The following is a 13,401-nucleotide window of genomic DNA, read 5'->3' as shown; positions in this document are numbered from 1 at the left end:
TGGTTGCGGTTGGCGATCGGGTAGCCGATCGCGACGTCGTCCTGTCCGCTGAGGCGGGAGAGCAGGGCGGAGAAGGCGGCGAGCAGGCACATGAACAGGGTGGCGTTGCCGTCGCGGGCCAGGGTGCGCAGGCGTTCGGCGGTGGCCGGGTCGACGGTGAACTCCAGGGTGGCGCCGCGGTGGCTCTGCACGGCGGGGCGTGGCCGGTCGAGCGGGAGCTCCAGGGGCGTGATGCCGTCCAGGGCCTGTGACCAGTACGTGCGCTGTCCTTCCAGTACCTCGTCGCGCAGCCAGGCGCGCTGCCAGGCGGCGAAGTCCGCGTACTGCACCGGCAGTTCCGGCAGCTCGACGGGCGTACCGGTCGTCGCGGCCGTGTACGCCCGCGACAGCTCGTCCAGCAGCACACCGGTCGACCAGCCGTCCGCGATGATGTGGTGCAGCGTCAGCAGCAGCCAGGACTCGTCCGCGGAGAGCCGGACCACCAGCACCCGCAGCAGCGGGCCGCGCTCCAGGTCGAACGGTGCCCCGGACTCGGCGGCCGCGATGGCCAGTGCCTCCTCCCGGCCCGGCGCCTCGACGGTCCGCACGCCGACCTCCACCCGGGGGCGGATCACCTGGTGGGGCGTGCCGTCCTGCTCCGCGAAGGTGGTGCGCAGCGACTCGTGCCGGGCGACCACGGTGTCGACCGCGCTCTGCAGCGCTGCGACGTCCAGGCCGCCGCGCACCCGGAAGGCGTCCGGCATGTTGTAGAAGGCGCTGTCCGGCACCAGCCGGTCGAGGAACCAGAGCCGCTGCTGCGCGAACGACAGCGGCAGCGCTCCGTCACGCGGGACGCGGACGATCTCGCGGACGTCGTCGGTGCGGGCGGCCCGCTCGTCCACCAGGGCGGCCAGCCGCTCCAGCACCGGCGCCTCGAACACCGCCCGCAGCGGCACCCGGACCCCGAGCCGCGACTCCAGCCGTGACACCACCTGCGTCACCAGCAGCGAGTGGCCGCCGAGCGCGAAGAAGTCGTCCCGCGCGCCCACCCGGGCGCACCCCAGCACCTCGCACCAGATCTCCGCGAGCGCGGCCTGCGTCCCGTCCTGCGGAGCCAGGTACTCGACCGCTCCGCCCTCGCCGCCGGTCGGCGCCGGCAGGGCGGCCTTGTCCACCTTGTCGTTGGCGTTGAGCGGCAGCCGCTCCAGCAGCAGCACCGCGGCCGGCACCATGAACTCCGGCAGCCGCTCCGCCGCGAACCGCCGCAGCGAGGCCGCGTCCACGCCGGGCCCGGCCGGCACCGCGTACGCCACCAGCCGGGCCGGACCACCCGCGTCCGCGCGCACCACCACCACGGCCTCGCGCACGCCCGGGTGCTCGGTGAGCACCGCCGCGATCTCGCCCGGCTCGACGCGGTAGCCGCGGATCTTGACCTGGTCGTCGATCCGGCCGCAGAACTCCAGCTCCCCGTCGGCGTTCCAGCGGCCGAGGTCGCCGGTGCGGTAGACCCGCTCGCCGGGCCGGAACGGGTCGTCGAGGAAGCGCTCCGCGGTCAGCTCCGGCCGGTTCCAGTAGCCGTGTGCCAAGCCGGCGCCGCCGATCCAGAGCTCACCGGTGGCGCCGGGCGGGGTCAGCGCGCCGTCGGCGTCGAGCACGTACACCCACATGTGGCTGACCGGGCGCCCCAGCGGCACGCCTTGGTCGCCGTCGGCGACCGAGCCGATCAGCCCGGCGACCGAGAAGGTGGTGGTCTCGGTGGGCCCGTAGACGTTGAGCATCCGGCCGGGCGGGCGGCGCAGCACGGCCGCCACGGCCGCCGGGTCGGCCGCCTCGCCGCCGAAGAGCAGGGTGTCCAGGCCGCCGAAGACGTCCGGCGTCTCCTGGGCCAGCGCGCTGAGCAGCGAGGACGGCACGTTCATGACGGTGATGCCGTGCTCGGCGATGTGGTCGCGCAGGGCCGGCCCGGACAGCAGCACCTCCTTCGGCACGCCGACGACGAGCGCGCCGTTGCACAGCGCTCCCCAGACCTCGAAGGTGGCGACGTCGAAGGACGCGTTGGAGGCCTGGCCGATCACGTCGTCGGGGGTGAGGCGGACGAAGTCCGCCTGCCAGACGAGGGCCAGCACGGCGCGGTGCGGGATGCAGACGCCCTTGGGGCGGCCGGTGGAACCGGAGGTGTAGATGATGTAGAGCAGGTCGTCCGGCCCGACCTCGACCGCCGGCGCCCCGGCGGGCTGGTCGTCGGCCGGGTCGAGCGGCAGCCGCAGAAACGTTCCCTCGGGCACGGCCGCGGCCACGCCCGGCTCGTACAGCACGGCCTCGACCTCGGCGTCGGCGAGCATGTACGCCAGCCGCTCGGCCGGGTTGGCCGGGTCCAGCGGTACGTAGGCGGCGCCGGTGCGGGCGATCGCGAGCATGCCGACGACCAGCTCGACCGAGCGGGGGGCGCACAGGCCGACCCGCGCGCCGCGCCCGATGCCGTGCGCGATCAGCCGGTGCGCGAGCCGGTTCGCCCAGGCGTCGAGCTCCGCGTAGCTGAGCGCGCGGCCGTCGAAGGACGCGGCCGTGCGGTCCGGCGTGGCGCGGACCCAGCGGTCGAACGCGGCCGTCACGGACTCCTCGGGCAGCTCGGCGGGCGCCGGCGCGGAGAGCTCGAACAGGTGCCGGCGCTCCGCCTCGGAGAGCACGGGCACCTCGGACAGCCGCAGCTCCGGCCGGCTGACGATGGCGTCCAGCAGGCGCTCGAAGCGGTCGGCCAGCCGGCGGACGGTGTCCTCCCGGAACAGGTCGGTGCTGTACTCGACCTCCAGGCCGATCCGGTCCTCGCCCTCGGTGAAGATGAAGGTGAGGTCGAACTTGGCGATGTCCAGGTCGACGGTCTCGATGGTGACGTCGACGTCGTGCAGCGCCGCCCGCGGGGTGTGGCTGAGGTTCTGCATGCTGATCATGACCTGGAACAGCGGGTTGCGGTTGGTCTCCCTGGGCAGCCGCAGCGCCTCGACCAGCCGGTCGAACGGCACGTCCTGGTGGGCGAAGGCCTCGATGGCGGTGCTGCGGGCGCGCTGGACCAGGGTCTCCAGGGTCGGGTCGTCCCCGGTCTCGATCCGCAGCGCCAGGGTGTTGACGAAGAGTCCGATCAGCTGCTCGGTCTCGGCGCGGGTCCGGCCGGCCACCGCGGCGCCGAAGACCTGGTCGCCGACGCCGTTGTGGCGCTGCAGCAGGCCGGCCAGCGCCGCGACCAGCAGCATGTACAGCGTCGCGCCGGACGCCCGGGCGTGGTCGGCCGCCCGCCGGGCGAGGTCGCCGTCCCAGGAGAGCAGCAGTCGCCGGCCCCGCCCGCTGATCTCCCGGGGCCGCGGGTGGTCGGTCGGGAACTCGGCCATCGGGGCGCCGGCGAGCTTCGCCGTCCAGTGCTCCAGGTCGGCGGCGAGCGCGCCGTCCAGCACGCGCCGGCGCTCCCAGAGGGCGAAGTCGCCGCTCTGCAGCTCCAGCGGTGCCAGCGGCGAGTCCTCGCCCCGGCTGAACGCGGTGTAGAGCGCGTTCAGCTCCTCGAACAGGACACGGAACGACCAGCCGTCGAAGACGGTGTGGTGCAGGGTCAGCAGGAGCAGGTGCTCGTCGCGGTCGAGCCGCAGCAGAGCGCCGCGCACCAGTGGGCCGCTCGCCAGGTCGAAGGGGGCCCTCGCCTCGGCGAGGGCGAGCCGGTCGGCCTCGCGCTCACGCTCGGCCGGGGCCAGCGCGCCGAGGTCGGTCACCGGGAGCCGGAAGCCGCCGCGCGCGCCGACCACCTGGAGCGGCACACCGTCGGAGGCGGTGAACGTCGTCCGCAGCACCTCGTGCCGGTCCACGATCCCGGCCAGCGCCGAGCCGAGCGCCGCGACGTCCAGGGCGCCGCTGAGCCGGAAGCGGTACGGGACGGTGTAGGTCGCCCGCTGCGGCGCCCACTGGTCGAGGAACCACAGGCGCTGCTGGGCGTAGGAGGCGGGCAGCTCGGTGGTCGCGGGGTCCCGCGGGACGATCCGTCCGGCCGCCGCGCGCTCGCGGGCCGCGGCCCGCAGCCGGCGTTCCAGGAGCTCGCGCCGGGCGGCGCCGAGGTCGAGTGCGGTGTCGGTCATGCCAGGTCCCCCCCGAGGTCGGCGCGGAGCAGGGCCGCCACCTCGTCGTCGGTCAGTTCGGCGATCTCGGCCGCCAGGTCCAGCCGTTCGGCGTCGGCCGCCTGTTCGGCCGCGGTGCGCGCGTCGTCGATGAGCGCGGCCAGCTCGGCCATCGAGGAGGCGCGGTAGATGGCCTGGAGGTCGATGTCGGTGTCGAAGGTGCTGCGGATGCGGGCGGCGAGCTGGGTGGCCTGGAGCGAATTGCCGCCCAGGTCGAAGAAGTTGTCCAGGACGCCGACGTCCTCGACCCGCAGCACGCTGCCGATCACCTGGCCGACGAGCAGCCGCTCGGTCTCCGAGGTCGGCGGGACGTACGCGGTGTCCCGGTCGACACCCGGCTCGGGCCGGGGCAGCCGGGCCAGGTCCACCTTCCCGCTGCTGGTGAGCGGCAGCGCCTCCAGCCAGACGAACTGCGAGGGGATCATGTGGCCGGCCAGGGTGGTGCCCAGGTGGGCGCGCAGCCTCGCCGCGTCGCACGCGCCGTCCGGCACGACGTAGGCCACCAGGCGGGCGTCGGCCCCGGTGCCGAGCAGCTCGACCACGCCCTGGCGCACCGCGGGGTGGCCGGTCAGGGCCGCCTCCACCTCGCCGAGTTCGATCCGCAGGCCGCGCATCTTGACCTGGCGGTCGATCCGGCCGAGGAAGACCAGCTCGCTGTCCCAGCGCTGGCGGACCAGGTCGCCGGTGCGGTAGAGCCGCTGGTCCTCGCCGTCGACCCGCAGCACCGGGAAGCGCTCGGCGGTGAGTTCGGGCCGGTTGAGGTAGCCGCGGGCCAGCCCGGCGCCGCCCAGGTGCAGCTCGCCGGGGACGCCCGCGGGCTGCGGGTTGCCGTAGCGGTCCAGGACGTAGGCCCGGTAGTTGCCGAGCGGCCGGCCGATCGGTGGGGAGGCCTGGTAGCGGCCCTGGCACTCGTGCACGACGCAGGTGACGGTGGCCTCGGTCGGCCCGTAGCCGTTGAAGAACCGGCGGCCGGGCAGGTTCCAGGCATTGACCAGGGCGCTCGGGAAGGCCTCGCCGCCGACGAAGACGATCCGCAGCGAGGCGAACTCCTCGGCGGGCAGCAGCGCCATCACGGCCGGCGCCATGTCCATCACGGTGATGCCGTTGCGCTTGATGAACTCGCCGAGCCGGTCCGGGGAGAGCAGCACCTCGCGGGAGGTCATGCACAGCGTGGCGCCGGCGGTGAGGGCGGCGAAGATCTCGAACACCGAGACGTCGAAGGTGGGGTTCGCGAACTGCAGCATCCGGTCGTCCGGGCCGAGCGCGAACAGCCGGTTCACCTGGGTGACGAAGTTGACGGCGGCGGCGTGCTCGATGACCACGCCCTTCGGGGTGCCGGTCGAGCCCGAGGTGAAGATGACGTACGCCGGGTCGGCCGGGCCGTGCGTACGGGGCGCCGGGTCAACCCGACCGGTCTCCGGCCGGGGGGTCAGGACGGGCAGCTCCGGGGGCAGCTCCAGGTCGGCGCCCGCCGCGGCGATCACCGCGGAGGCACCGGTGTCCGCGAGGATGCCGGCCCGCCGGCCGGGCGGGTCGTTCGGGTCGAGCGGCAGGTACGCGGCGCCGCTGCGCAGGATGCCGAGCAGCGCGACGACCAGCTCGGGCGAGCGGTTCAGGCAGACCGCGACGGTCCTGCCGGGGCCGCCGAGTTCGCCCAGCCGGGCGGCCAGCGCGTCGGCCCGGGCGTCGAGCTGCGCGTAGCTGAGGGTGGTGCCGTCCATCACGACGGCCGGGTGGTCCGGCTGCGCGGCGGCCCGCCGCGCGACGAGGGCGTCGAGCGTCACGTCGGCGGGCGACTCCCGGGCGGTGTCGTTGAACCCGGTGACCAGCTGCTGCCGTTCGTCGTCGGTGAGCAGCGGCAGGTCGCGGATCGGCCGGTCCGGGTCGGCCAGGACGGCGCGCAGCACGGTCTCGTAGTGGCCGAACATGCGGTCGATCCGCTCGCGGTCCCAGAGCTCGGTCGAGTAGTCCGCCCAGAGCCGGTAGCCGCCGGCGCGGGCCTCGACGTTGAAGGCGAGGTCGAACCGGGAGGTGCCGGAGTCGACCGGCAGCTCCTCGACCTCCAGGCCGGGCAGCCGGAAGCCCTCGCCACTGGCGCTCTGCAGGCTGAACGAGATCTGGAACAGCGGGTTGCGGGAGGGGTCGCGCTCCGGGCGCAGCTCCTCCACCAGCCGCTCGAACGGGGCGTGCTGGTGCTCCTCCGCGGCCAGCACGGTCTCCTTGACGGCGGCCAGCAGCTCGCGGAAGGTCCCTTCGCCGTCCACGGCGGTGCGCAGCACCAGCATGTTGGCGAACATCCCGACGAGCGGCTCCACCTCGCGGTGGGCGCGCCCGGCGAACGGCGAGCCCACCACGACCTCGTCCTGCCCGGTGTAGCGGTGCAGCAGGATCTGGAAGACCGTGAGCACGGTCATGAAGAGCGTCGCGTGCTGGTCCTGGGAGAGCTTCTCCAGGCCGGCGAGCAGGTCGTCGGGCAGGGGGCGCTCGGCCCGCTCGCCGGTGAACGGCGGGTGGTCCGGGCGCGGCCGGTCGGTGGGCAGCTCCAGGGTGGCGAGCCCGCGCAGGCGCTCGGTCCAGTAGGCGACCTGGCGGGCGGCGTCCGGGCCGTCCACCCACCGCTGCTGCCAGAGCGCGAAGTCCGCGTACTGCACCGGCAGGGCCGGCAGCGAGGCGTCCCGGCCGGCCGCGAAGTCCTCGTACAGGGCGGCGAGCTCACCGGCGACGACGTTCAGCGACCAGCCGTCCACGGCGATGTGGTGCATGGTCAGCAGCAGGACGTGCTCGTCCTCGGCGGTCCGCAGCAGGACGGCCCGCAGCAGCGGGTCGCCGGCCAGGTCGAAGGGCCTGGCGGCCTCGGCGCGGGCCAGCCGCTCGATCTCCGCGGGCCGGCGGGCGGCGGAGAGCCGGCCGAGGTCGCGGACCGGGAGGGGGAACTCGCCGGCCGGGTCGATCCGCTGGCGCGGGGTGCCGTCGTGGTTCACCAGGGCGGTGCGCAGGATCTCGTGGCGCGCCACGATGCCGCCGAGGGCGGCCCGCAGGGCGTCCACGTCCAGCGCGCCGTGGATCCGCAGCGAGAAGGGGACGTTGTAGATCGGCCGGCCGGCGGCGAGCTGCTCCAGGAACCACAGGCGCTGCTGGGCGAAGGAGGCGGGCAGTTCGGCCTGCTCCGGCTCGCGCGGCCGGATCCGGTCGCCGGTGGTGCGGCGCTGCTCGGCCAGGCGGGCGGTGAGCGCGGCGCGCTGGGCCGGCGAGAGCCGGTCGCGCAGGGCGGTGGTCTCAGACAAGGCTGGTCTCCTTGCGCTCGGTCTCGTCCATGACCTTCCAGCGGAAGCCGCCGGCACCGAAGCGGGCCTGGCGCGGTACCGCGCTGCCGGCCGGGATGTCGCGCAGCGAGCGGAAGGAGGTGTTGCCCTTGTAGAGCGAGAGCTCCACCGTGCCGGTCGCGCTCGCGACGATGGTGTCGGCGTCCGCCCGGGCGGCGGCGGCGCGCTCGTCGAACCAGCGGCCGGCGTACAGCTCGGTGCCGAGCACCGCGGACAGCGACTGCAGCCGGCGGGCGTCCTCCAGCGACAGCACGGCCTGGTAGAGCCGGCGCACGCAGCGGCCGAGCAGGTCCAGGCCGGGCGCCTCGTAGACGCCGCGGCACTTGGTGCCGTTGAGCCGGTTCTCCAGCACGTCGAAGAAGCCGAGCGCGTTGCGGCCGCCGACCAGATTGGCCTGCAGCATGGCGCCGAGGGCGTCCACCGGCTCCTCGCCGATGCTCAGCGGCCGGCCGTTGCGCAGGGTGATGGCGAAGGACTCCGGCCGGTCGGGCGCTTCCTCGGGGGACACGCTCATCACCCGCCGGACGGCCCCGTGGCCGGCCAGCCGCTCCAGTTCGGTGCCCTCGTGCGAGTAGCCGCCGAGGTTGCCGTCGAGCGAGCGGACCGCCTCGTCGCCGATCAGGGACAGGCCGTGCGCGGCGGCGAAGGCGGCGAGCGCCGCGCGGTCGGCGAACGCCGCTCCGCAGGCCGGGTCGGCCCAGGGGGTGAACACGTCCATGGCGGGCCGGATCCGGGAGACGTAGCCGGCGAACCGGCGCTCGTCGTTGCCGCCGCTGACGGAGGCGTGCCCGAGGACCCGCAGCCCGCGGTCGCCCATCACCGCCGCCAGACCGCGGACCAGGACGGCCCGGGAGGCGCCGGTGGTGTTCCAGTAGCCGTCGTCGTAGCGCGCCTGGTAGCGCACCACGTCGACGCACAGCTCGGCCATCTCCCGGCGCAGGTCGACGACCTCCGTGGGCAGGCCGGCCGCGACCAGTTCGGCGGCCAGCCGGTCGAGTTCGGCGCGCGGCCGCTGCCCGATGTCGGCCAGGAAGGCCTGCATCGGGACGCCCTGCTCGGCGAGCCACAGGGCGGTGGCCCGCGAGGGCAGGCCCTCCGAGACGCAGAACCCGACGGGCCCGGGCAGGTCCCGTACGTTCGCAATCGTGGTCATGACGTCACACTCCTCGCGGTGGAGCCGATCCGGACCGCGGCGAGGCGGTCGTGGAACGGCTGGTGGTGGTCGCGGAACCCGGCCAGCCGGGGGTCGTTGTGGACGGTGCGCCGGTACTCGTTGGTGCGGGCGCCGAACGAGCCGCTGGCCGCGACGTCCTGGTGCCAGCGGGCGGTGCGCTCCCACTCGGCCCGGGGCCCGGGCTCCCAGCTGAGCGCCTCGGGCCGGAACGGCAGCCCGGCCCGCTCGCAGTAGGCGCGGACCACGCCGGCCGGGTCGGCCAGCAGGTCGGTGGAGTCGATCACCACCGGCGTGCTGCCGGTGGCCCGGCGGACGTGCTCGAAGACCTCGAACTGCCGCTCGTAGCCGACCTCCTCCAGCGTGAGGTCGGGGTTGACGGCGAAGTGCGAGGCGATCGCCTCGGCCGGGTCGCGGATGATGAAGGTGTGCACGATGCCGGTGGTGAACCGCTCGTCCAGGTACGGCAGGTACCGGTACTCGGTGGTGTCCTTGAAGAACACCGGGCGGTCCTCGCCGAGCAGCAGGATCCGCTCCAGCAGCTCGGCGGGGCTGTGCACCCGGACGCCGTCGAGGTCCAGGTGGCCGACGCTCAGCAGGTTGGAGATCGGTTCGTGGAGCACCAGGAGGTCCCGGCGCTCCATCATCATCCGGGTGAAGGCGGTGGACCGGGAGCGCGGCGGGCCCCAGAGGGCGATGACGCGGGGCCGCGGGGCAGAAGGATTCACTGGGACCATTCCGTCGGGGTTCGGTCCCACCGGTGCCGCTTGAGTTCGGCGGCCAGCGGGGCGGGCAGGGCGGGCAGGCTGCTGACCGCGAGGTTGGCCCGGACGTGCTTCGGGGAGCTCATCCCGGGGATCACGGTGGCGATCCGCGGCTCGTCGAGGATGAAGCGCAGGGCCAGCTCGGGCAGGGTCAGGCCGGGCGGGAGCAGTTCCTTGAGCCGGTCGGCGCGCGCCACGGCCGGCACCAGGTTCTCCGGCACGAAGTAGCTGTTGCGCCAGTCGCCCTGGGGCCAGGTGCTGTCGGCGGTCAGGGTGCCGGTCAGGGTGCCCTCGTCGAACGGCACCCGGGCGATCACCGCGATGTCCAACTCCTCGCACAGCGGGAGGAGTTCGTCCTCGGGTGCCTGGTCGAAGATGTTGTGGATCACCTGGACGGCGTCCACCAGGCCGGTGCGCAGGGTCTTCAGGACGTTCCACGGCTCCCAGCGGTTCACGCTGATGCCGATGCCCCCGACCAGGCCCTCCGCGCGCAGCCCGGCCACCGCCCGCTGCCAGCGCGGGTCCTCGGCCCAGGCGTCCTCCCAGACGTGGAACTGCAGGAGGTCGATCCGCTCGACGCCGAGGTTGGCCAGGCTCCGCTCGGTGTACGCGCGGACGTGGTCGGCCGGGAACACGTCCTCCAGCCGGGAGTCCCTGGTGGAGGGCCACCGGCGGTCCTTCGGCGGCACCTTGGTGGCGACGGTCAGGCCGCGGTCCGGGTTGGCGCGCAGCACCTCGGCGAGCATCCGCTCGCTGTGGCCGCGCCCGTAGATCCAGGCGGTGTCGAAGAAGGTGCAGCCGAGGTCGACGGCCTCCTGGAGGGCGGTGAGCCCGCGTTCGTCGTCGGCGCCGGTCCAGCCGCCCTCGCCGCCGGCGACCCCCCACATGCCGTAGCCGACCTCGCTGACCTCGCGGCCGAGCCGGCCGAGGCGTCGGTACCGCATCAGCGCACCCCCCGACCGTGGGCCAGCGGGACCGGCCGGGCGGTGGGGCGGGGCGTGCCCACGCGCTGGAGGCAGCCCTGGGCGTAGCGGCCGAGCACCGCCTCGCGCGGCGGCAGGACGATCCCGGCCTCGGCGCAGAGCCGGTCGGCCCGCTGCGAGGCGAACCGGTGGGAGGCGTCGCTGAAGACGTCGGCCAGGCAGCGGGCGTCCGCGGCGGGATCACCCACCGGCTCGGGGAGCATGGTGCGCAGCCGCAGCACCGCTTCGTCGGAGCGGTCGAGCGAGCGCCAGAAGGCGCGGTAGGAGACCCGGTCGACCTTGGACCGGCGGGCCAGCGCGTGGAACAGGTCGTCCAGCCCGACGGCGGTGCGCTGGACCGGGTGGTAGGTGTCGCCCACCCGCCCGCGGGCGACGGCCGCGACGACCAGCCGGGCCACGTAGTCGACGGGGGTGTAGTCGATGGAGACCGAGGTGCCGGGGTAGACGCCGTGGGAGGCCGCCGCGCGCAGCAGCCCGTCGACCAGGCCGCGGTCGCTGGGCACGCCGGTGCCCGAGTGCGGGCCGACCTCGCCGAGGCGGTAGACGCTCGACTCGACCCCCCGGTGCCGCGCGGCCAGCACCAGCCGCTCCGAGACCCACTTGGACTGGCCGTAGCCGTGGGAGGGCAGGGAGTTCTCCTGGGGCTCGGCCTCCTCGGCGATCCGGCCGCCGTCCAGCGCTCCGGCCGGGAAGATGCCGAGGGTCGAGATGTGGTGCAGGTGCTTGCGCCGTCCGGTGGCCATCAGCCGCAGCACCTCGCCGGTGCCCTCGACGTTGGCCGGCCGGTGGGCCTCGTAGTCGAGCAGCAGGTTGACCATGGCGCCGCTGTGCACGACGGTGTCGACCTCGTCGGCGAGCGCGCCGAAGGCCTCGGGGGTCAGCCCGAACAGCGGGGTGCCGAGGTCGCCGGGGAGCACCTCCATCCGGTGGGTCGCGGTGTCCTCGGCCAGGCCGTAGCGGGCCAGCACCGCGTCCATCCGGGCCCGGGCCGCCCGCCGGTCGGCCGCCCGGACCAGGCAGACCACCCGGGCGGGGGTGCGGGCGAGCAACTCGTGCAGCAGGTGGGCGCCGACGAACCCGGTCGCGCCGGTCAGCAGGACGGTGCCGAGCTGCCAGGGGTCCTCGGCGGACCGGCGCAGGTCCGCGGGCAGCACGGAGTCGGCCCGCAGCCGGCCGATGACCGGCTCCTCGCCCGTGGCGTCGGCCTCGTGGACCAGCGCCACCTGCGCCCGGACGGTCGGGTGGCTGACCAGCTCGCGCACGCTGGGCGAGCGCCCGAGGACGGCGCGCAGCGCCACGGCGAGCCGGTGGGCGGCGAGCGAGTCACCGCCGGCGTCGAAGAAGCTGGTCGTCGTGCCGACCGCCGGCAGGTTCAGGACCTGCCGCCAGACCGCGAGGATCCGCCGTTCGAGTTCGGTGGCCGGGCCGGTCTCCTGCTGCGGGTTGACACCCGAGGTGGCCAGCGCCGCCAGGGCGCGCCGGTCGGCCTTGCCGTTGGGGGTGAGGGGGAAGGCGGGGAGTTCGACCACCTCCTTCGGCACCGCCTCGCCGGGCAGCAGCCCGGCCACGTACTCGCGCAGCCGGCCGGCCGGGACGGGCTCCGCGAGCAGCACGAAGGCCACCAGGCGCTGGCGGGAGCCCTCGCCCGCGATCACGGCCTTGGCCTCGCGCACCCCCGGGTGCCGGCTCAGCGCCGCCTCCACCTCGGTCAGTTCGATCCGGACCCCGTTCAGCTTCACCTGGTGGTCGCGGCGCCCGGCGAAGCGCAGCAGACCGTCCTCGCCGAGCCAGCCGAGGTCGCCGGTGCGGTAGATCAGCGGGCCGGGGACGCTCGGGAACGGGTTGGGCAGGAACGCGGCCGCGGTCTTCTCCAGGTCCCCGAGGTAGCCGCGGCCGACGCAGTCGCCGCCGATGTGGATCTCGCCCTGCACGCCCGGCGGGACGGGCCGCAGCCGCTCGTCGAGCACGAGCGCCACGGTGTTGTCGATGGCGCGCCCGATCGGGATCTCGTCGGCGTCGTCGATCTCGTGGAACACCGAGCCGATCGAGCACTCGGTCGGGCCGTAGGTGTTGGTCAGCCGGACCTGCGGCAGGAGGGCGCGGAACTGCCGCACGGCGGTCGCGTTGACCTCCTCACCGCCGATCAGCACCCGGCGCAGCGAGCCGAGGGAGGCACGCAGCCGCGGGTCGTCGGCGACCATCGTCACCAGCGTGTTGAAGATCGACGGGACGAAGTCGGTCATGGTGACGCCGTGGCGGGCGATCACGTTGACCGTCTCGGTCAGGTCGAGGATGCCGTGCCGCACCGGGATGACCACGGTGGAGCCGGTGGTCAGCGGCCAGAACAGCTGCCAGATCGAGGAGTCGAAGACGTGCCGGCTGTTCTGCAGGACGACCGCGCCGTCGGCGGCGAACCGGCGGGTCATGGTCAGGAACCGGTTCAACAGCCCGAGGTGGGCGTTGAGCGCGCACTTGGGCAGCCCGGTCGACCCGGAGGTGAAGAACCCGTAGATCAGGTCGTCCGAGGTGGGGCCGGGGCCGGGGGGCGGCGGCGCGTCGTCCGCGAGGGCGGCGAGCTCCACCGGCACCGTCGCGCGGCCGCCGGCCACCGCCTCGGCGAGGTCGGCCAGGCCCGGCGAGCAGATCACCACGGCGGGGTCGAGCTGGTCGAGCACGGCGGCGGTGCGGGCGGCCGGCCAGGCCTCGTCCAGCGGGACGAACGGCGCGGCGAGCTTCATCAGGGCGATCGCCGACACCGGCAGCAGAGGGTCGTTGCCGACCAGCAGCGGGGTGAGGGCGCCGCGGCGCACGCCGGCCGTCGTGAGGCGCGCGGCCAGCGCGTTCGCCCGGCCGTCGATCTGGCGGTAGGTCAGCACGGTGTCGCCGAAGACGATCGCCGGCCGGTCCGGCGTCTCGGCCACCCGGGCGTGGAACAGTTCCAGTACGGTCGCCTGGGGCGGGTACTCCACGCGGGTGAAGTCCACCTCGCCCGCGTCGGCGTCGGTCGGGGTCAACCTGGGCACTGCA

At 74.6% G+C, this 13,401-nt stretch carries 6 protein-coding genes; all 6 read right to left on the bottom strand.

The features are described from left to right. A partial coding sequence (locus AB0K43_RS19705; protein ID WP_363641398.1) for an amino acid adenylation domain-containing protein occupies nt 1–4,094 on the bottom strand: 4,094 nt, incomplete at its 3' end. Further along, nucleotides 4,091–7,417 (bottom strand): amino acid adenylation domain-containing protein, encoded by a 3,327-nt coding sequence (locus AB0K43_RS19700; protein WP_363641396.1) that lies wholly within the window; start codon nt 7,415–7,417, stop codon nt 4,091–4,093. The genes AB0K43_RS19705 and AB0K43_RS19700, both read right to left, overlap by 4 nt. Further along, nucleotides 7,410–8,609, bottom strand: coding sequence for an argininosuccinate synthase domain-containing protein (locus AB0K43_RS19695; protein ID WP_363641394.1), 1,200 nt, complete (start codon nt 8,607–8,609; stop codon nt 7,410–7,412). Before AB0K43_RS19695 ends, AB0K43_RS19700 begins: the two co-directional genes overlap by 8 nt. Continuing rightward, nucleotides 8,606–9,355, bottom strand: coding sequence for a sulfotransferase family protein (locus AB0K43_RS19690; protein WP_363641392.1), 750 nt, complete (start codon nt 9,353–9,355; stop codon nt 8,606–8,608). Before AB0K43_RS19690 ends, AB0K43_RS19695 begins: the two co-directional genes overlap by 4 nt. Next, nucleotides 9,352–10,335, bottom strand: coding sequence for an aldo/keto reductase (locus tag AB0K43_RS19685; protein ID WP_363641390.1), 984 nt, complete (start codon nt 10,333–10,335; stop codon nt 9,352–9,354). The genes AB0K43_RS19690 and AB0K43_RS19685 overlap by 4 nt, the downstream gene beginning before the upstream one ends. Continuing rightward, entirely contained in the window at nt 10,335–13,397 is a 3,063-nt protein-coding gene (locus tag AB0K43_RS19680; RefSeq protein ID WP_363641388.1) for an amino acid adenylation domain-containing protein, read from the bottom strand. The genes AB0K43_RS19685 and AB0K43_RS19680 overlap by 1 nt, the downstream gene beginning before the upstream one ends. Nucleotides 13,398–13,401 lie beyond the last annotated feature (4 nt).

This window comes from Kitasatospora sp. NPDC049258 (assembly GCF_040678895.1).
In the GTDB taxonomy this organism is placed as follows: Bacteria; Actinomycetota; Actinomycetes; order Streptomycetales; family Streptomycetaceae; genus Kitasatospora.
This window is presented reverse-complemented; position numbering and strand designations above follow the sequence as displayed.